The organism is Streptomyces sp. SYSU D01066-1 (genome assembly GCF_054956795.1).
This window is the reverse complement of record NZ_JBUDHV010000006.1, coordinates 133,077-151,452: the sequence shown is the minus strand read 5'-3', so window position 1 is coordinate 151,452 and position 18,376 is coordinate 133,077. Positions and strand designations below refer to the sequence as shown.

Sequence of the window (18,376 nt, the reverse complement as noted above, 5' to 3'; positions counted from 1 at the left end):
GCGATGGCAGGGGCGGCAGGGGCGGCAGGCGCGGCCGGAGCGCGGAAGAACGCCCCGCCGCGCGAGGACGTCCTCGCCACCGCCATGGGGATGATCGCCGCACGCGGCCTGGGCAAACTGACCATGGCGGCGCTCGGCCGCGAGGTCGGCATGAGCAGCGGCCACCTCCTCTACTACTTCCGCACCAAGGACGAACTGCTGCTGCGCACCCTGGAGTGGAGCGAGGGCCGCCTCGGCGCCGAGCGCGCCCGGCTGCTCGCCGCGTCCGGCCCGGCCCGCGCCCGCCTCGACGCCTATGTGGAGCTGTACCTCCCCGACGGCCACCGCGACCCGCACTGGACGCTGTGGCTGGAGGTGTGGAACCGCTCGCAGAACGCCGCCGCAGGCTCCGACGCCCGCGACCGGCAGGCCGCCATCGAGGGCGCCTGGCACCGCGACCTGGCCGCCCTGCTGGCGGAGGGCGTCTCGCGGGGCGAGTTCCGCGCCGTCGACCCCGACCGGTTCGCCACCCGCCTGCGGGCCCTGCTGGACGGCTTCGCCATCAACGTGGCGATCGGCCTGCGGGGGAGCGGGCGGGCGCAGGCCCTCGGCCACGTACGGGAGTTTCTGGCCGAGGGCCTGCTCGCGGACGCCTGATCTCGCGTCCGGGTTGTACGCGATACGGGTGATTGACCCCGGGTCGTGCGATGCGTTTGGCTGCTGGGCAGCCCCCGGCACGGGGCCGGGGGAGCGAAGCCCACAGGGCAACGGGGGGAATCGTGCTCAGAAGAACGTGTGGAGCGTCCGTCGCGGTACTCGCGGGGATCATGATCGCGACCTCGACCTCGGCCTCCGCCTCGGCGGCACCGGCGCCGGGCACCGAGCGGGTCACGCTGACGGCGGCGGGCGAGCAGGCCGACGGCGACGCCCACGGACCGGAGGTCAGCGCCGACGGGCGGTTCGCGGCCTTCTCGGCCACCGCCGCGAACCTGGTGCCCGGCGACACCAACGGGCACGGGGACGTCTTCGTACGCCACCTGCGCACGGGAACCGTCGAGCGGGTCAGCGTCGGGGCGGGCGGCGCACAGGCCGACGGGGAGTCCTCGGCCCTCGGCATCAGCGCCGACGGCCGCCACGTCCTGTTCCGCTCCAACGCCCGGAACCTGGTCGCCTGGGACACCCCGCCCGCGAACGACGCCGCCTACGACATCTACCTCCACGACCGGCGCGCCCACCGCACCGAGCGGATCAGCGTGGCCCTCGACGGGGGATCGGCCCTCGCGGGCGGCGCCGCCCTGTCGGCCGACGCCCGGTACATCGCCTTCAACGCCAAGGCGGACCGGATGGAGACCGGCCCCGGCGACCTGTTCGGCGCCGTGTACGTCCTCGACCGGCGCACCGGCACCGTGGAGCGGGTCAGCAACCGCACCAGCCCGACCAGCCCGGCGGTCCTCCAGGGCATCAGCGCCGACGGCCGGCGGGTGGCGTACGCACAGCCCGTGCCGCGCAGCGGGTACGGCGCCACCTGGGTGCACGACCGCCGCACCGGCACCGAGGAGCGGGTCAACGTCCGGCCCGACGGCACCCCGGACCCCTGGTACGCGATGCCCGCCTCGCTCTCCGCGGACGGCCGCGTCATCGCCTTCACCTCCTACAGTGAGGACCTGGTGCCGGGCGGCGGGGCGGGCGACAGCCACCTCTACGTCCGCGACCTGGACACGGACGTCACCCGCCGGGTGGCTCCCGGCCCCGCCGGGGAGAGCCTGCCGCAGGCGCCGCACCTCAGCCCGGACGGCCGGTACCTGGCCTACGAGGCCGCGCCCCGCCCAAGCGACGGACCGCTCGGCCCGGCCAACGTCTACCTCCGTGACCTGCGCACCGGCTCCACCCGCCTGGTCAGCGAGTCCGTCGACGGCGGACCGGTCACGGACGCCGCGGTGACGCTCTACTCGGTGAGCGCGCACGCCCGGAGCGTCGGCCTCGGCAGCCGCTCGGCCCAGCTCGTCCCCGACGACACCAACGGGTTCTCCGACGGCTTCGTCCGCCACCTGCGCTGACCCGCGCCGCGCTCGCATCCTGAGACGGACGGTGAGCGCGGGGGCGGGTTGTGCCAGACTGCCCCCGTGCTCTCGTTCGCCATGATTATTGGCAGCAGGCGCGCCGGTCCGCAGTGACCGCCACGTACGACCAGGTACGGGCGGACACCGTCGTCCTCGACCCGCGCGCAGACCTCTCGCACCCGCGAGGGGTTTTTCTGTTTCCTGGCCCACCTGAAGCCGGGAAGAGAGCGCGGGGGATCATAGACGGACGGTGGAACCGGTCATTCCGGTAGACCGAGACCCCATACAGGAGCCCTGAAGATCATGACCGCACCCAGCGAGCTGCTCGACGATTCGTTCCACGTCTTCGACACCACCCTGCGCGACGGCGCGCAGCGCGAGGGCATCAACCTCACCGTCGCGGACAAGCTGGCCATCGCCCGGCACCTGGACGACTACGGCGTGGGTTTCATCGAGGGCGGCTGGCCCGGCGCCAACCCGCGGGACACCGAGTTCTTCGCGCGCGCCGCCAAGGAGATCGACTTCCGGCACGCCCAGCTCGTCGCCTTCGGCTCCACCCGCCGCGCCGGCACCACCGCGGCCGAGGACCCGCAGGTCAGGGCGCTCCTGGACTCCGGCGCCGAGGTGATCTGCCTGGTCGCCAAATCCCATGACCGGCACGTCGAACTCGCCCTGCGCACCACCCTGGACGAGAACCTGGCGATGATCCGCGACACGGTCTCCTTCCTGCGGCACCAGGGCCGCCGGGTCTTCCTGGACTGCGAGCACTTCTTCGACGGCTACCGCGCCAACCCCCAGTACGCGAAGGACGTCGTCCGCGCGGCCTCGGAGGCCGGCGCCGACGTCGTCATCCTCTGCGACACCAACGGCGGCATGCTCCCCGCGCAGATCCAGGCCGTGGTCGCCACCGTGCTGGCCGACACCGGCGCCCGGCTCGGCATCCACGCCCAGGACGACACCGGCTGCGCGGTCGCCAACACCCTCGCCGCCGTCGACGCGGGCGCCACCCACGTGCAGTGCACGGCCAACGGCTACGGCGAGCGCGTGGGCAACGCCAACCTGTTCCCGGTCGTCGCCGCCCTGGAGCTGAAGTACGGCAAGCGGGTCCTGCCCGAGGGCAGGCTCCGCGAGACCACCCGCATCTCGCACGCCATCGCCGAGGTCGTCAACCTCACCCCCTCCACCCACCAGCCCTACGTCGGCGTCTCCGCCTTCGCCCACAAGGCCGGCCTGCACGCCTCCGCCATCAAGGTCGACCCGGACCTGTACCAGCACACCGACCCCGCGCTGGTCGGCAACGCCATGCGGATGCTCGTCTCCGACATGGCGGGCCGCGCCTCCATCGAGCTGAAGGGCAAGGAACTCGGCATCGACCTCGGCGGCGACCGGGAACTGGTCGGCCGGGTCGTGGAGCGCGTCAAGGAACGCGAGCTGAAGGGGTACACGTACGAGGCCGCCGACGCCTCCTTCGAGCTGCTGCTGCGGGCGGAGGTCGAGGGCGGTCCGCTGAAGTACTTCTCCGTCGAGTCCTGGCGCGCGATCGTCGAGGACCGTCCCGACGGCAGCCACGCCAACGAGGCGACGGTGAAGCTCTGGGCCAAGGGGGAGCGCATCGTCGCCACGGCGGAGGGCAACGGTCCGGTCAACGCCCTGGACCGGGCGCTGCGGGTCGCGCTGGAACGGATCTACCCCCAGCTCGCCCACCTGGAGCTGGTCGACTACAAGGTCCGCATCCTGGAGGGCGTCCACGGCACCGAGTCCACCACCCGCGTCCTGATCGCCACGAGCGACGGTGCGGGCGAGTGGTCGACGGTGGGGGTCGCGGAGAACGTCATCGCCGCGTCGTGGCAGGCGCTGGAGGACGCGTACACGTACGGGCTGCTGCGGGCCGGGGTGGCGCCGGCGGAGTGATCGCTCCTGAGGGACGGCGTCCGTGCGGACGCCGTCCGTCCCCTTGACGGTCGCATGGGCCGCCAGTTGACTCACGGCGTGAAACAAGCCCGCAGTTGGCCTAGTCGGCTTACGAGAGTCGAGGGACGTTCCATGCGAAGAACCGCCCTGCTCCTCTGCGCCACCCTGCTCACCGGACTGATCCCGCTCACCGCCGCGGGCGCCGCCGCGGCCGACGACCCCGCCTTGGTCGCCGTCGACCGCTTCGAGGGCGAGGTGCCGTTCGCGGCCCCGCCCGCCGAGGGCCTGTCCACCTGGGGCGGCGACACCGACGACCGGCCCACCCTGACGCTCGCCGCCCGCGCCGACGCCCCCGAGGGCGAGAAAGTGCTCTCCGGCAGCTACGACATCAGCGGCTACGGCGGCTTCACCCACCAGTACGCCGACGCCGGGCCCGCCCGCGACTGGTCCGCCCACGCGGGCATCCGCTTCTGGTGGGAGGGCCACGGCACCGGCAGGGGCATCAGCTTCGAGATCAAGGACGGTGGCGCCGGCGGTGACGCGTCCGAGCTGTGGACGACGTCCTTCACCGACGACTTCACCGGCTGGCGGCAGATCGAGATCCCGTTCTCCGACCTCACCTACCGCACCGACCACCAGCCCGTCGGCGGCATCGACCAGGTGCTCGGCCTGACGGAGGTGTGGGGCTACGCCGTCACCCTCCCGGTCGGCGCCAAGGGCGAGTTCGCCATGGACGGCGTCGAACTGTACGGCCGCGCCGACCAGTCGCCGCGCGCGTCGGTGACGACCGGTGCCGCCGTGTACTCGGTGACGGAAGGCAGTTCGGCGGCGGTGGGGATCACCGTCGGGACGACGGGTTCGGCGCCGCTGGAGGAACCCGTCACGGTCGCCTACGAGACGGCGAACGGCGACGGCGCGGTGGCGGGCGAGGACTACACGCCGGTCAGCGGCACGGTCACCTTCCCGGCCGGGACGGCGTCCGGCACCACCCGCACGGTGGAGGTGCGGACGCTGAGGGACCGCTCGGCCGAGGAGGCCGAGACGATCCCGCTGAAGCTGACCGTCAGTGGCGCCAAGGCTCCCGCCGAGAACCCGGTGGTGGCCGTGGACGCCCACGGACTGCCGTACCTCGACACCCGGCTGCCGGTGAAGAAGCGGGTCGCCGATCTCCTCTCCCGGATGACGGTGGCGGAGAAGGCCGGGCAGATGACACAGGCCGAGCGCGGGGCCATGACCGTGCCCGGTGACATCGCGACGTACGGCCTGGGCTCGCTGCTGTCCGGTGGCGGCTCGACGCCGACGCCGAACACGGCCGAGGCGTGGGCCAAGATGATCGACTCCTACCAGCTGCGGACGCGGTCCACCCGGCTCCAGATCCCGCTGATCTACGGCGTGGACTCGGTGCACGGCCACAACAACCTGGCCGGCGCGACGATCACGCCGCACAACATCGGGCTCGGCGCGACCCGCGACGCCGGTCTGGTGCAGCGCACCGGCGCGGTGACCGCCGCCGAGACCCGCGCCACCGGCGTCCCGTGGACCTTCGCGCCCTGCCTGTGCGTCACGCGCGACGAGCGGTGGGGGCGGACGTACGAGTCCTTCGGCGAGGACCCGGCGCTGGTGGAGTCCCTGGAGACGGTGATCCAGGGCCTGCAGGGCCGGGCCGACGGCCGTGACCTGGACCGCTCCGACAAGGTGCTGGCCACGGCGAAGCACTTCGTCGGCGACGGCGGGACGACGTACGGCTCGTCCACCACCGGCACCTACACCATCGACCAGGGCGTCACCGAGGTCAGCCGCGAGGAGCTGGAGGCCGTGCACCTCTCGCCGTACCGGGACGCCGTCGACCGGGGCGTCGGCTCGGTCATGCCGTCGTTCTCCTCGCTCGACATCGCCGGGGACGGGCAGGGCCCGGTGAAGATGCACGCCCGCGCCGACCTGATCAACGGCGTGCTCAAGGGACGGATGGGCTTCGACGGCTTCGTGATCAGCGACTGGGACGCGCTCTACCAGCTCCCCGGTGACTTCGGCACCCAGGTCCGCACGGCGGTCAACGCGGGCGTCGACATGATGATGGTGCCGTACAGCCACAAGGAGTTCGCCGGAACGCTGGTGGAGGAGGCCGAGGCCGGGAGGGTGACGGAGAAGCGGCTCGACGACGCCGTCACGCGCATCCTGACCCAGAAGTTCGAACTGGGGCTGTTCGAGAAGCCGTACGCCGACACGGACGGCATCGCGGACATCGGTTCCGCCGAGCACCGGGCGGTGGCCCGGCAGGCGGCGGCCGAGTCGCAGGTACTGCTGAAGAACGCGGGCGGCCTGCTCCCGCTGCGGAAGAACCAGAAGGTCTACGTCGCCGGGTCGAACGCCGACGACATCGGCAACCAGGCCGGGGGCTGGACCGTCAGCTGGCAGGGGTCGTCCGGGGAGATCACGGACGGTACGACGGTGCTGGAAGGCATGCGCCGGGCCGGGGGTGACGTGACGTACTCCGAGGACGCCTCGGCGCCGGTCGGCGGCTATGACGTGGGTGTGGTGGTGGTCGGGGAGACGCCGTACGCGGAAGGCGTGGGGGACGTCGGCAACGGTCACGACCTGGAGCTGTCGGCCGCCGACCGGGCCGCCGTGGACAAGGTGTGCGCGGCCATGAAGTGCGCGGTGCTGATCGTCTCCGGACGCCCGCAGCTGGTGGGCGACCGGCTCGGCGGGATCGACGCGCTGGTCGCCTCCTGGCTGCCGGGCACCGAGGGCGACGGAGTGGCCGACGTGCTCTACGGCAAGCGGGCGTTCACCGGGCAGCTGCCGGTGACCTGGCCGAAGTCGGAGGCGCAGCTGCCGATCAACGTCGGGGACGCGTCGTACGATCCGCAGTTCCCCTACGGGTGGGGACTGACCACGCTGGCGCGGGTGCCAAAGGGCGGTGCGTCGACGCTGAAGGCCCTGGGTGCCGCGGCGCGGGCCGCCGAACGGGCGGGGGCCGATGCGGCCGGGCGGGCGGCGGTCACCAAGGCGCGGCTGATCGTGCAGCGCGAGGTGGGGGAGCGGATCACCTCGGCGGTGGCCGCTCCGTTCGCGGAGGCGGATCACCTGGCGGTGCGAGGTGAGTACGGCGCGGCGGTCGCGAAACTGACGGCGGCGTACCGGGCGGCGTGAGCGAGTGGCCCCGACGGGCGCGTTCTTCTCGTCGGGGCCGTCGCCCTTTCCGTTCCGTTTGAGATGGTTTTTGCGGTACTTTCGAACATATGAGGCCCGCACTGGTGCGCATGCTCGTCCGTCTTCTGATCGTGCCGGTCGCCGCGGTGATGGCGGTCCTGGCGGCGGGCGCCTCCGGGGCGCACGCGGCGACGGATGTGTCGGAGATCGCGCAGAGACTGCGGGAGAGCCCGGTGTACGTGGACCCGGCCGCGTCCGACCAGTTGTCGAAGGCGGACGCGGAGGCGTTGGCCGACAAGATCGAGGACGCGGACAAGCCGGTCTTCGTGGCGGTGCTGCCGGCTGATCAGCCGACGACGGACCTCTTCCAGAACCTCCGCACGGAGACCGGTGTGACCGGCCTGTACGGTATCCGGCTCGGTGACCGCTTCGACGCGCGGGCCGACAGCAGCGTGATGAGCCGGCAAGGAGTGGCGAACCTGGTGTCGGCCGTGCAGGGCGCGGGCGATGCGAAGGCCCAGTTGAACGACTTCGTGGACGACGCGCTGCGGAACACGGGCGGCGCGGCGCCGAGCGGCTGGAGCGAAGGGTCCGGGGACGGCGTGCCGGTGGGCGGTCTGATCGCCACCGGTGCGGTGCTGGCCGTGGGCGGGGCCGGGGTCTACGCGCTGTCGCGGCGCAACCGGCGGCGGCACGAGGAGGAGCAGCGGGCCGCGCTGGAGAAGCTGCGGGTGGTGGTGGACGAGGACATCACGGCGTTCGGTGAGGAACTGGACCGGTTGGACTTCCATCCCGGTGAGCCGGGCGCGGACGACGCGATGCGGGCCGATTACGAACGGGCGCTGGACGCGTACGACCGGTCCAAGACGTTCATGGCCGACGCGCGCCGGCCGGAGGATGTGCGGGCCGTGACGCAGGCGGTGGAGGACGGACGGTTCGCGCTCGCGCAGCTGGCCGCGCGGCGGGAGGGGCGGCCGTTGCCGGACCGGCGTCCGCCGTGCTTCTTCGATCCCCGGCACGGTCCGTCGGTGGCCGACGTGACGTGGACGCCGGTGGGCGGGGCGACCCGGGAGGTGCCGGTGTGCGCGGCGGACCGCGCCCGCCTGGAGGACGGGCGGGATCCGATGGTGCGGGAGGTCGACACGGCCGGTGGCCGGCGCCCGTACTGGGAGGCGGGGCCGGCCTACGGGCCGTGGGCGGGCGGTTACTTCGGCGGCGGCATCCTGCCGGGGCTGCTGGTCGGCACGGTGCTGGGCAGCGCGATGGCCGGCCCGGCGTACGCGGCCGACTACGGCGCCGGGTACGGGGACTTCAGCGGCGGCTACACGGGCGGCGACGTCTCCGGCGCGGACTTCGACTCCGACGACTTCGGGGGTGGGTTCGGCGGAGGGGACTTCGGGGGCGGAGGGGACTTCGGTGGCGGGGGTGGGGGCGGGGACTTCGGGGGCGGCTTCTGAGGGGGTGCCGGGGGTTGGCGGGGCCGCCCGCTTCTTTTGGCCAGTGTCGTGCTTCCGCGCCCCGAGTGAAGGGCGCTCCGCGTCGCCTTCGGCGATGGCCCTGCGGGCCACCCTTGACTCGGGGCGCTCCAGCACGGGTCAGAAGCGAGCGGGCGGCCCCGGGAAAAAGGGGGCCCAGGGACGCGGCCCCTCGGCCGGACCGAGCACGCACTCGGCGTGCGGGGTGCGCGACGGCGCCTCGCCTGCACGCCGGGCCGGTCCAGCGGCTGACTGTCTGCCGTAAAGCGTGAGCACTTCGGGCTCAGGTGTTCACGGCCCGCTCAGACGCGCGATCAAGCAGAGCAGTCCAGGCGGCGGGGGAGACGGTGACTATCGGTCCGCCGGGGTTTTTGGAGTCACGGATGTGGATGGCAGTGGCTTGCGCGGCAACTTCGATGCAGTTGCCGCCCTCATCGCTGCTGTAGCTGGACTTGTACCACGTCAGGTCGGCTGCGGTGTTCATGCGACTCCTGGCAGTCCATTCAAGAGACGCGCGCTCTCGTCGGGGGAGAGGGCCTGGGACCGCGGCATTCCATACTTGTGGTGACAGGCGCTGATGTCTTCGGGGTCATCGACCAATAGGCTCGCGCGCTGGACTTCCAGATAAACCAGTCGCTCATGGTCAGGGGTCTCCAGCAGCAACATGGGTCCTGCCGGGCCGCAGTGCGGAGTCCTGTCCATGGGCATGATCTGCAAACCCATGTGTACGGGCTCGGTGTACGTCAGAAGTTGTTGGATCTGCTTCCGCATTGCCTCACGGCCCCCGACCTCGCGGCGCAAGATGCTCTCCTCCAGTACGAAGTGCCCCACGGGCGGCCGATCCCGGTGCCAGAGCGACTGGCGTTCCATCCTGGCGGCGACCCACTGCTCGGCTGTCTCGCTCTCGATGGCGGGGTGGCGGTACTCGAAGACCGCGCGGCAGTAGTCCTCCGTCTGCGGCAGCCCTGGCACCACTTGAGTCTCGTACGAGAGGGTGCTCACCGCCTCTTGCTCGTGGTCCACCAAACTCTGCGCGAACTGAACGATCTTGTCCCGCACCGGGAGTTTCTTTACCAGCACGGCCAACGCCCCACCCGTGTCCGACACCTCATCGAACTCCTCAGCCCGATCCGGCCGAAGAGCCAACCGCCCCCGCTCGATGGACCGCACGGTGTCCACATGCAGGTTCACCATCTCGGCGAACCGCTCCTGCGTCAGGCGGCGCTGCTTCCGGTAGTGGGCGACCAGGGCCCCGACCGCCTGCCAGGAGCTGACCTTCTTGGACCTCTCGCGCACGGCGGAGCCTCCTCGTGGCGGAGTCGTAGGGACGAGCGTTACGAACTCACTCACTGCCTCACATTAGTGACCGTCAGTGACATTGGTCTCATGAACCTGGAATCCCGACCCACGCACACCCACTGGAAGTTCTACCGCCGCGACCGCAGGTCAGTGAGCCACGCCCGTGCCCACACCCGTGCCGCCCTCGCAGAGTGGAACCTCGGTACCCGCGTCGATGACGTGCTGCTGTGCGTCAGCGAGTTGACCGCCAACGCCCTCCTGCACGGCGTCCCTCCGACCAGGGGATTCGCGCTGTCTCTCACCCTGCACCCGGACGGAGTCCTCCGCGTCGAGGTGCACGACAGTGGAACCGGAACCGGAACCGTACGCGTACCCGATCCCGCGCCGGACGCCGAGCATGGCCGCGGGCTGCTGCTGGTCAGCGCGCTCGCGGACAAGTGGGGGACGGGGGAGCGGCGGCCCGGGAAGACCGTGTGGGCCGAGTTCGAGATGGGGCGCGGCGGACGATGACCACGGCCGCGAGGCCGATCACCAGCCCGACGGCGGTCGTCACACCGAAGTGCTCGCCGAACATCAGGGCACCCCAGACGGCCGTGACCGGCGCCATCAGGAACATCAGGGCGTTGACCTCGGTGACCCCGGAGCGGCGCAGGATCAGCCAGTACAGGCCGTAGCCGCCGAACGTCGGCAGAACCACCAGCCAGGCGGTCGCCAGCCAGGAGGACGAGGCGGTGGGCGGCGTCGCGTTCCCGGTCGCCAGGGCGAGCGCGGAGAAGAGGACCGCGCTGGTCGTGCAGTGGACGGTCAGGGAGACGCGAGGCGGGACCGCCGTCCGCGCGCGGCCCTCCAGGAACGTCGCCGCGACCAGCGACAGCATGCCGAGGAGGGGGATCAGATACGCCCACCAGACGACGTCCCCGCCCGCCGCGCCGGCGTCCGCCAGGGTGACCACCGTGACGCCGGTCAGGCCGAGGCTCAGGCCGAGCCACTGGCGACGGGATACGTACTGCCGCAGCAGCGGTCCGGCCAGCGCCCCGGCGACCAGGGGCTGGACGCCGTCGATGAGGGCGGTCGTGCCGCTGGAGACGCCGAGCTGGATGGCGTAGTAGACGCTCAGCAGGTAGCCGCTCTGCGACAGGGCGCCGATCAGGATCTGGCGGCTGAGGTCGCGGAGGCCGAGGGTGCGCCGGAGCGAGGTCCAGCATACGGCGAGCAGAATCGCCGCCAACGGCAGGAAGCGCCACATCAGCAGCGTCGTCGCGGGCGCCGTGCCCGCGCCGAGCTTCGCTCCGATGAAGCCGGAACTCCAGCAGACGACGAACGCGACCGGGAGGAGTACGGCGGTCATGCGGATCACCCTCGGTAGACAGATCGGTTTACTGTCATCTTCAGGTGCCCGCTATACAGATCGGTATACTCGACGTTGTGGGAGAGAAGCTGGAGCGCGTGCGGATGACGCCGGGCGCGCGGCGCGTCCTGGAAGCCGCCGAGCGGCTGTTCTACGCGCACGGGATTCACGCCGTCGGGGTCGATCTGATCGCGGCCGAGGCGGGGGTGACGAAGAAGACGCTCTACGACCGGTTCGGGTCGAAGGAGCAGATCGTCGTGGAGTACCTCGCCGGACGGGACGAACGGTGGCGGGTGTTCCTGGACGCGTACCTGGAGGAGGCGGAGTCCAGCGCGTTGGCCGTGTTCGACGCCTCGCGGGAGTGGGCCGGGGAGTACGGGGCGAAGGGGTGCGCCATGGTCAACGCGCACGCCGAGATCAGTGACCCGGGCCATCCGGCCTACGCGGTCATCGTCGCGCAGAAGGCGTGGATGCTGGAGCTGTTCACCCGGCTCACGGGGGAGGAGCGGCTGGGGCGGGTGTTGATGTTGCTGCACGAAGGGGCGCTCGTCGCGCACGGGATGGGAATGGTCCCGGACCCGTTCGGGGTCGCCCGTGAACAGGCCCGGGAGCTGCTCGGCGGTGGCGTCAGGCGTTCCTGATCGCCGAGATGTCGAAGACCAGCTTGATCTTGTCGGAGACCAGGACGCCGCCGGTCTCCAGCGCGGCGTTCCAGGTCAGGCCCCACTCCGAGCGCTTGATCTCGGCCTTGCCCTCGAAGCCGACCCGGTCGTTGCCGAACGGGTCCTTCGCGGCGCCGTTGTACTCCAGGTCGATGGTGAGCGGCTTGGTGGTGCCGAGGATCGTCAGGTCGCCGGTGACGCGGTAGTCGTCGCCGCCGAGGGACTCCGCCGAGGTGGAGCGGAAGGTCATCGTCGGGTACTCGTCGGTCTTGAAGAAGTCGGCGCTCTTGAGGTGGCCGTCGCGGTCGGCGTTGCCGGTGTCGATGCTCTCCATCGCCACGTCCAGGGTGGCGGTGGACCTGGTGGGGTCGGAGCCGTCCAGGTGCAGCGTCCCGCTGAACTCGCGGAACTGGCCCTTGACGTTGGTGACCATCGCGTGGCGGGCCACGAAGCCGATCGTGGTGTGGGCCGGGTCCAGCGTGTAGTCACCGGTGAGGGCGGCGAGGTCGGGGTTGGCGGACGTGCTCATGGTGATCTCCTCTGGTTCTTGAAACTTCAATGAGGTAGTGCGGTGATGACTGCGGACCCATTCGGTGCAATGTTCAACATCATTCGCGGGGGTCGCGGAAACGGTGGGAACGTATTCCCTCGCCGCGCCGGGCCGCCACCGTCCTGGGCGCCCGGTAGGCCGCCTGGCGCACCGGCGGGCCCCTATGGGCGGACCCGGCGTGCCGGGGGCCGCCGGCCGGTGTGATGGTGGCGGAAGCCCAGATATCGCCCGGGAGGCATCCCGTGACCCAGCCAGGCCCGCCGTCCCTCCGTAAGGCCGTCGCCAAGGCCGGCGACGGGGAAATCGCGGACGCGTTCGAGGAGGTCTCCCCGCACGGTGCCCGTGACGGCGGCCGGGACCGTCCTGTCGCGCTCGTCACCGGTGCCTCGTCCGGCATCGGTGCCGCAACGGCCCGCCGGTTCGCCGCCGGCGGCTGGCGGCTGCTGCTCAGCGGGCGGGACCGGGAGCGGCTCGACGAGACCGCCGCCGCCACGTCCGGGCTCGCCCTCCCCGCCGACCTCACCGCCCCGGACGGGCCGCGGCTGCTCGCCGAGTCGGCGCTGGCGGCGGCCGGGCGTATCGACGTGCTGGTCGCGGGTGCGGGGATCGGGTGGGCGGGGCCGTTCACCGCCATGCCGCCTGCGGCTCTCGACCAGGTGCTGGCCGTCAACCTCGGCGCCACGCTGCGGCTCGTCCACGAGGTGCTGCCCGCCATGGTGGCGGCGGGCCGGGGGCGGGTGGTGCTGGTCGGCTCGGTCGCCGGGAGCGTCGGCGTACGGCAGGAGGCGGTGTACTCCGCGAGCAAGGCGGGCGTCGCCGCGTTCGCGGAGGCGCTGCGGCAGGAACTGCGGGGCACGGGGGTGGGGGTCACGCATGTCGTGCCGGGGCCGGTGGACACGCCGTTCTTCGAGCGGCGCGGCACGCCGTACCAGCGTCCATGGCCCCGGCCCACCGCGCCCGGCCGGGTGGCCGGCGCGGTCTGGGACGCGGTGCGCGACGGGCGTGACGACGTGTACGTGCCGGGCTGGCTCGCCGTCCCGGGGCGGGTGCGCGGGCTGGTGCCCGGCCTGTACCGCCGGCTGCTGCACCGTTTCGGCTGACGGGGGCGGGGGTGTCCGTCCCCGGACGGCGCCGGCGTGCTGGACGGCACGGGCGTGACCTTGTCGTACGGCGCCGTCCCCCGCCGCACCGTCCCGCGCGCGGCCGTCCTCGCCCGGTGCCCGCCGCCCGCGTCCACGCCGACGCGCGCCGGTGCGGACCCCTGCGACACCCCCGCGGGCACCGGCCCGGCCGCGGCCGGGCCGCCGGGCCGTACGCCTCCCGCCTCGCCCGGCCCGCGCGCCGGTCCCGGCCGAGGAGACGGCCGGGATCCCGCCCACGAGCCGCCGGCCGCGCCCGCGCGTCACTCCGGGGGAGGTACGCGCCACCCGTGGATGTGAGGTGACTCTCACCGAAGGACTTTGTGCGACCCCTACAACGGACGAGCCCTCTGAGCAGTCGAAACGGCTGCGCACCCTGATGGTTCTGTTCAGGTGCACCAGGAAAACCCGTCGGAGACTGTGCGGAGTCTACGGCGTGCTTTCTCAGGCCGGCTTCGTAAGGTCACTGCATGACCGTTTTGGATGAGGCGCCGGGTGAGCCGACGGACGCGCGCGGGCGGGTCGCCGAGCTGCACGAGATCCGTGCGCGGGCGCTGGCCGGACCGAGCGAGAAGGCCACGGCGGCGCAGCACGCCAAGGGCAAGCTGACCGCGCGGGAGCGGATCGAACTGCTGCTGGACCCGGGGACCTTCCGGGAGGTCGAGCAGCTGCGCCGGCACCGGGCGACCGGGTTCGGCCTGGAGGCCAAGAAGCCGCACACCGACGGTGTGATCACCGGCTGGGGGACGGTCGAGGGCCGTACGGTCTTCGTCTACGCGCACGACTTCCGGATCTTCGGCGGCGCGCTCGGCGAGGCGCACGCCACCAAGATCCACAAGATCATGGACATGGCCATCGCGGCGGGAGCGCCGCTGGTCTCCCTGAACGACGGCGCGGGCGCCCGCATCCAGGAGGGCGTCAGTGCCCTCGCCGGCTACGGCGGCATCTTCCAGCGCAACACCAAGGCGAGCGGGGTCATCCCGCAGATCTCGGTGATGCTGGGCCCGTGCGCGGGCGGCGCGGCCTACAGCCCCGCCCTGACCGACTTCGTCTTCATGGTCCGCGAGACCTCGCAGATGTTCATCACCGGCCCGGACGTGGTCAAGGCGGTGACGGGCGAGGAGATCACCCAGAACGGCCTGGGCGGCGCGGACGTGCACGCCGAGACGTCGGGCGTCTGCCACTTCGCGTACGACGACGAGGAGACCTGCCTCGCCGAGGTCCGCTACCTGCTGTCGCTGCTGCCGCAGAACAACCGGGAGAACCCGCCGCGCACCGAGTCGGCGGACCCCGTCGACCGGCGCTCCGACGTCCTCCTCGACCTGGTGCCGGCCGACGGCAACCGCCCGTACGACATGGCCAAGGTCATCGAGGAGATCGTCGACGACGGCGACTACCTGGAGGTCCACGAGCGCTGGGCCCGCAACATCATCTGCGCGCTGGCCCGCCTCGACGGCCAGGTCGTCGGCATCGTCGCCAACCAGCCCCAGGTGCTGGCGGGCGTCCTGGACATCGAGGCCAGCGAAAAAGCTGCGCGTTTCGTCCAGATGTGTGACGCTTTCAATATCCCGATCGTCACCTTCCTGGACGTCCCCGGGTTCCTCCCGGGCGTCGACCAGGAGCACGGCGGGATCATCCGGCACGGAGCGAAGCTGCTCTACGCGTACTGCAACGCCACCGTGCCGCGGATCTCCCTGATCCTGCGCAAGGCGTACGGAGGTGCGTACATCGTCATGGACAGCCAGTCCATCGGTGCCGACCTGACCTACGCCTGGCCGACCAACGAGATCGCCGTGATGGGCGCGGAGGGCGCGGCGGGGGTCATCTTCCGGCGGCAGATCGCCGCGGCGGAGGACCCCGAGGCGATGCGCCAGAAGATGGTCAAGGAGTACAAGACCGAGCTGATGCACCCCTACTACGCGGCCGAACGCGGCCTGGTCGACGACGTGATCGACCCGGCCGAGACCCGCGAGGTGCTCGTCAGCTCCCTGGCCATGCTCCAGACCAAGCACGCCGACCTGCCCTCCCGCAAGCACGGCAACCCCCCGCAGTGACCTTGAGGAGTCTGTCGTATGTCCATGCCTGACATCCGTGTCGAGAAGGGCCACGCCGGGCCCGAGGAAGTCGCCGCCATCACGGCCGTCCTGATGGCCCGCGCCGCCTCCCGCCCCGCCGAGGTCGCCCCGTCCCGAGGCGGCAGCGTCCGCGCGGGCTGGCGCCGCCTGGAGCGCGAGCCGGGCTTCCGGGCCCCGCACAGCTGGCGCTAGCGCTTCGACGACGGGCCGTGGCCCCGCACCCCCCGCAGGGGTGCGGGGCCACGCCCGTCCCAGGGGACGGAGACCTCGACGCCCGGGAGGTCCAGGGCGCCTCGGCCGTCGGGCGGTGCGCGGTCGAACAGGCGGAGCCGCTCCACCTCCGGCGGCGCGAAGCGCGGGGACGGCAGCCGGGCGGCGGCGTCGAAGCCGTGGAGGTACGGGTACGGGCCGGGCAGCGAGGTCCTCGCGCTCGGATCCCCGGGCACGCGGACGTCCTCGGCCGTCAGCTGGAACCGCGTCAGGCGGGGGCGGTCGGCGATGACGGCCGGGTCCGTGGCCCCGGTGACGGCCCGCGGGGAGAGCTGCCCGAGGTCAGGCCCGGGGCGCGGGGCGTCGGGGGAGGGCGTGCCGCCGAGGCCGAGGCACAGCAGCTCCAGGTGCCTCGGCCCGGCGAAGACGTCGAGGCGGTGCGTCGCCGCGTCGCTGAGCGACACCAGGTGCTGGAGCCCGGGCAGACGCCGCGGCGCCCGCGGGCCGGTCCCGCCCCGCAACCGGTGGGCCCGCGAGTCGACCAGGGGCGGTATGCCGCCCGCGTCTTCGAACCGGGTGAAGGGATGCCCGATGCCCGGCCCGGTCCCCGACGCCGGCCCGGTGACGGGTCGCCACCGGGCGGAGAGGGTGAGCACGATGGCGCGGCCGTCCAGCCGCAGCCGTGACGGCACCCGATCCGCGTACGCGGCCGCGGCCACGTCGAAGCATCCCCACGCGTCGATCAGCGCGTCGATCACGTGGTGACGAGCTCTTCCCAGCTGCCCCTCCAGCGCCCCCTCGCCGCAACGGCGTACGGCCCCCGTCCCTCCCACGGGAGGAACGGGGGCCGTAAGCGGTTCGTGCCGGTCGCTACCGCAGCCGGGCCATCAGCGCGTGCTCGACCAGGGTGATCAGCGCGCTCTTGGCGTCGGCCCGGTGGCGGGCGTCGGTGGTGATGATCGGGGTGTCCGGACCGATCTGGAGGGCCTCGCGGACCTCGTCCGGGTTGTACGGCTGCTGTCCGTCGAAGCCGTTCAGCGCGATCACGAAGGGCAGGCCGCTGTTCTCGAAGTAGTCGACCGCGGGGAAGCAGTCGGCGAGACGGCGCGTGTCCACCAGCACGATCGCGCCGATCGCGCCGCGCACCAGGTCGTCCCACATGAACCAGAAGCGGTCCTGGCCGGGCGTACCGAAGAGGTACAGGATCAGGTCCTGGTCGAGGGTGATGCGGCCGAAGTCCATGGCGACCGTGGTGGTCGTCTTGTCGCCGGTGTGGGTGAGGTCGTCGATGCCCGCTGACGCGGATGTCATGACGGCCTCGGTGCGCAGCGGGTTGATCTCCGAGACGGCGCCGACGAACGTGGTCTTGCCCACGCCGAAACCGCCGGCCACCACGATCTTCGCGGACGTGGTGGAGCGGGAAGGCCCTCCGCTAGAGCTTGCGAAGTCCACTGAGCACCCTTTCGAGCAGTGTCACGTCTGGCTGGCCGCCGGCGCTTTCGTCGCCGCCGGGCTGATGGATGGCGACCAGGCCCGCCTCCGCCAAGTCGGCGACGAGAATCCTGGCCACGCCGAGAGGGATGGTCAGCAGGGCCGAGATCTCGGCCACCGACTTGATCTCCCGGCAGAGCTGGCAGATCCGCTGATGCTCGGGCAACTGGCCCTGCATCTGGTGCGGCTGCGCGGTGGTGTGCACCAGCGCCTCGATGGCGAGCTGGTACCGCGGGCGGGTCCGGCCGCCGGTCATGGCGTACGGACGCACCAGGGGGTTGTTCGACGCCCCGGCGGGCGCGGGCTCAGGGGCGCGGCGCTGCGGCTGCACGGGCTGGATGTGCGGCACCTGCGGCTGGTCGTACGGCGCGGGGCCGGGGCCCTGCGGGGCGTACGGCTGCTGGTGGCCGGGCGTGGAGGGGAAGCCGTACGGGTGCGCACCGTCGCCGTGGCCCTGTGCGGGGCCGTACGACCAGTCGCCCGAAGACGGACTGCCTGGGGGTGTTGCCACTTTCTCCTCCTCCGACTGTGCCTGGCGCCCATTGCTGTGGAGCCGCGTCCCGAAACCTTACGGCCCCGGGACGCCGAAACGCACTGTCTGCCCGTTAGTTGAGAAGGCTCCCCTGAAGCTCGGCGCGCAGGTCCGGCGTCAGAACCGTGCCGGCCCGGTCGACCAGGAGGGCCATCTCGTACCCAATGAGGCCGATGTCCGCTTCCGGGTGTGCGAGAACCGCGAGCGAGGAACCGTCGGAGATGGACATGATGAAGAGGAATCCCCGCTCCATCTCCACAACTGTCTGGTTCACGTGGCCGCCCTCGAAGATGCGCGAGGCACCCGCGGTCAGCGAGGTCAGACCGGAGGCGACGGCCGCGAGCTGGTCGGCGCGGTCGCGCGGGAAACCTTCGGACATCGCCAGAAGGAGTCCGTCGGCGGAGACCACCACCGTGTGGGACACCCCCGGGGTGTTGTCCACGAAGTTGGTGATCAACCAGTTCAGGTTCTGTGCCGCCTGGCTCATCGGGC

General features: G+C 71.9%; 18 protein-coding genes. 10 read left to right on the top strand and 8 right to left on the bottom strand.

The genetic code is table 11. From position 1 onward, the window contains the following. Positions 1-3: 3 nt before the first annotated feature. The 5 genes from ACY1JF_RS08610 (at position 4) to ACY1JF_RS08590 (ending at position 8,560) form a co-directional block, all read left to right on the top strand. Complete coding sequence (locus ACY1JF_RS08610) at positions 4-636, top strand: TetR/AcrR family transcriptional regulator (RefSeq protein WP_462704395.1); 633 nt, start codon at positions 4-6, stop codon at positions 634-636. A gap of 170 nt (positions 637-806) precedes the next feature. Continuing rightward, complete coding sequence (locus ACY1JF_RS08605) at positions 807-2,036, top strand: TolB family protein (RefSeq protein ID WP_462704394.1); 1,230 nt, start codon at positions 807-809, stop codon at positions 2,034-2,036. 306 nt (positions 2,037-2,342) lie between these two features. Continuing rightward, positions 2,343-3,950, top strand: coding sequence for a citramalate synthase (gene cimA, locus ACY1JF_RS08600; RefSeq protein ID WP_462704393.1), 1,608 nt, complete (start codon positions 2,343-2,345; stop codon positions 3,948-3,950). Between the two features lie 132 nt (positions 3,951-4,082). Further along, positions 4,083-7,103: a glycoside hydrolase family 3 N-terminal domain-containing protein gene (locus ACY1JF_RS08595; protein WP_462704392.1), complete on the top strand. Its 3,021-nt coding sequence runs from the start codon at positions 4,083-4,085 to the stop codon at positions 7,101-7,103. Between the two features lie 89 nt (positions 7,104-7,192). Continuing rightward, positions 7,193-8,560 (top strand): hypothetical protein, encoded by a 1,368-nt coding sequence (locus ACY1JF_RS08590; protein WP_462704391.1) that lies wholly within the window; start codon positions 7,193-7,195, stop codon positions 8,558-8,560. 301 nt (positions 8,561-8,861) lie between these two features. Here the strand turns inward: ACY1JF_RS08590 and ACY1JF_RS08585 are convergent, their stop codons facing one another. Both ACY1JF_RS08585 and ACY1JF_RS08580 read right to left on the bottom strand, forming a co-directional pair. Beyond that, positions 8,862-9,062 carry a DUF397 domain-containing protein gene (locus ACY1JF_RS08585; protein WP_462704390.1) on the bottom strand — a complete coding sequence of 67 codons (201 nt, stop codon included), beginning with the start codon at positions 9,060-9,062 and terminating at the stop codon, positions 8,862-8,864. After that, positions 9,059-9,874, bottom strand: a complete 816-nt coding sequence (locus tag ACY1JF_RS08580; protein WP_462704389.1) for a helix-turn-helix domain-containing protein — start codon at positions 9,872-9,874, stop codon at positions 9,059-9,061. Before ACY1JF_RS08580 ends, ACY1JF_RS08585 begins: the two co-directional genes overlap by 4 nt. A gap of 90 nt (positions 9,875-9,964) precedes the next feature. Between ACY1JF_RS08580 and ACY1JF_RS08575 the strand changes: the two genes are divergently transcribed. Next, positions 9,965-10,387 carry an ATP-binding protein gene (locus ACY1JF_RS08575; protein ID WP_462704388.1) on the top strand — a complete coding sequence of 141 codons (423 nt, stop codon included), beginning with the start codon at positions 9,965-9,967 and terminating at the stop codon, positions 10,385-10,387. On the opposite strand, the gene ACY1JF_RS08570 is transcribed toward ACY1JF_RS08575, so the two are convergent. Next, positions 10,296-11,225 carry a DMT family transporter gene (locus ACY1JF_RS08570; protein ID WP_462704387.1) on the bottom strand — a complete coding sequence of 310 codons (930 nt, stop codon included), beginning with the start codon at positions 11,223-11,225 and terminating at the stop codon, positions 10,296-10,298. The two genes, ACY1JF_RS08575 and ACY1JF_RS08570, sit on opposite strands and share 92 nt — an antisense overlap. 104 nt (positions 11,226-11,329) lie before the next feature. Between ACY1JF_RS08570 and ACY1JF_RS08565 the strand changes: the two genes are divergently transcribed. Then, complete coding sequence (locus ACY1JF_RS08565) at positions 11,330-11,866, top strand: TetR/AcrR family transcriptional regulator (protein ID WP_462704492.1); 537 nt, start codon at positions 11,330-11,332, stop codon at positions 11,864-11,866. Here the strand turns inward: ACY1JF_RS08565 and ACY1JF_RS08560 are convergent. Then, a complete protein-coding gene (locus ACY1JF_RS08560; RefSeq protein ID WP_462704386.1) occupies positions 11,853-12,416 on the bottom strand; it encodes a YceI family protein in 564 nt (187 codons plus the stop codon). The genes ACY1JF_RS08565 and ACY1JF_RS08560 overlap by 14 nt on opposite strands. 263 nt (positions 12,417-12,679) lie before the next feature. Here ACY1JF_RS08560 and ACY1JF_RS08555 point away from each other — a divergent pair, with 263 nt between their 5' ends. From ACY1JF_RS08555 to ACY1JF_RS08545, 3 genes are all read left to right on the top strand, one after another. Beyond that, positions 12,680-13,537: an SDR family NAD(P)-dependent oxidoreductase gene (locus ACY1JF_RS08555; protein ID WP_462704385.1), complete on the top strand. Its 858-nt coding sequence runs from the start codon at positions 12,680-12,682 to the stop codon at positions 13,535-13,537. 509 nt (positions 13,538-14,046) lie between these two features. After that, positions 14,047-15,630, top strand: coding sequence for an acyl-CoA carboxylase subunit beta (locus tag ACY1JF_RS08550; RefSeq protein WP_462704384.1), 1,584 nt, complete (start codon positions 14,047-14,049; stop codon positions 15,628-15,630). 18 nt (positions 15,631-15,648) lie between these two features. After that, on the top strand, positions 15,649-15,843 hold the full coding sequence (locus ACY1JF_RS08545; protein WP_215169998.1) for an acyl-CoA carboxylase subunit epsilon: 195 nt from the start codon (positions 15,649-15,651) through the stop codon (positions 15,841-15,843). Here the strand turns inward: ACY1JF_RS08545 and ACY1JF_RS08540 are convergent. The 4 genes from ACY1JF_RS08540 to ACY1JF_RS08525 all read right to left on the bottom strand — a co-directional run bounded on the left by ACY1JF_RS08540 (position 15,840) and on the right by ACY1JF_RS08525 (position 18,371). Continuing rightward, positions 15,840-16,619: a hypothetical protein gene (locus tag ACY1JF_RS08540; RefSeq protein WP_462704383.1), complete on the bottom strand. Its 780-nt coding sequence runs from the start codon at positions 16,617-16,619 to the stop codon at positions 15,840-15,842. The two genes, ACY1JF_RS08545 and ACY1JF_RS08540, sit on opposite strands and share 4 nt — an antisense overlap. A gap of 112 nt (positions 16,620-16,731) precedes the next feature. Beyond that, on the bottom strand, positions 16,732-17,313 hold the full coding sequence (locus ACY1JF_RS08535) for a GTP-binding protein (protein ID WP_009314218.1): 582 nt from the start codon (positions 17,311-17,313) through the stop codon (positions 16,732-16,734). Then, positions 17,294-17,863: a DUF742 domain-containing protein gene (locus ACY1JF_RS08530; RefSeq protein WP_462704382.1), complete on the bottom strand. Its 570-nt coding sequence runs from the start codon at positions 17,861-17,863 to the stop codon at positions 17,294-17,296. Before ACY1JF_RS08530 ends, ACY1JF_RS08535 begins: the two co-directional genes overlap by 20 nt. Positions 17,864-17,957: 94 nt before the next feature. Further along, positions 17,958-18,371, bottom strand: coding sequence for a roadblock/LC7 domain-containing protein (locus ACY1JF_RS08525; protein ID WP_189419756.1), 414 nt, complete (start codon positions 18,369-18,371; stop codon positions 17,958-17,960). Positions 18,372-18,376 lie beyond the last annotated feature (5 nt).

Bases quoted from the DNA above. Each gene is read 5' to 3' on its own strand.
- ACY1JF_RS08610 (WP_462704395.1), top strand. From the start codon at position 4: ATGGCAGGGGCGGCAGGGGCGGCAGGCGCGGCCGGAGCGCGGAAGAAC.
- ACY1JF_RS08605 (WP_462704394.1), top strand. From the start codon at position 807: ATGATCGCGACCTCGACCTCGGCCTCCGCCTCGGCGGCACCGGCGCCG.
- cimA (WP_462704393.1), top strand. From the start codon at position 2,343: ATGACCGCACCCAGCGAGCTGCTCGACGATTCGTTCCACGTCTTCGAC.
- ACY1JF_RS08595 (WP_462704392.1), top strand. From the start codon at position 4,083: ATGCGAAGAACCGCCCTGCTCCTCTGCGCCACCCTGCTCACCGGACTG.
- ACY1JF_RS08590 (WP_462704391.1), top strand. From the start codon at position 7,193: ATGAGGCCCGCACTGGTGCGCATGCTCGTCCGTCTTCTGATCGTGCCG.
- ACY1JF_RS08585 (WP_462704390.1), bottom strand. From the start codon at position 9,062: ATGAACACCGCAGCCGACCTGACGTGGTACAAGTCCAGCTACAGCAGC.
- ACY1JF_RS08575 (WP_462704388.1), top strand. From the start codon at position 9,965: ATGAACCTGGAATCCCGACCCACGCACACCCACTGGAAGTTCTACCGC.
- ACY1JF_RS08570 (WP_462704387.1), bottom strand. From the start codon at position 11,225: ATGACCGCCGTACTCCTCCCGGTCGCGTTCGTCGTCTGCTGGAGTTCC.
- ACY1JF_RS08565 (WP_462704492.1), top strand. From the start codon at position 11,330: ATGACGCCGGGCGCGCGGCGCGTCCTGGAAGCCGCCGAGCGGCTGTTC.
- ACY1JF_RS08560 (WP_462704386.1), bottom strand. From the start codon at position 12,416: ATGAGCACGTCCGCCAACCCCGACCTCGCCGCCCTCACCGGTGACTAC.
- ACY1JF_RS08550 (WP_462704384.1), top strand. From the start codon at position 14,047: ATGACCGTTTTGGATGAGGCGCCGGGTGAGCCGACGGACGCGCGCGGG.
- ACY1JF_RS08545 (WP_215169998.1), top strand. From the start codon at position 15,649: ATGTCCATGCCTGACATCCGTGTCGAGAAGGGCCACGCCGGGCCCGAG.
- ACY1JF_RS08525 (WP_189419756.1), bottom strand. From the start codon at position 18,371: ATGAGCCAGGCGGCACAGAACCTGAACTGGTTGATCACCAACTTCGTG.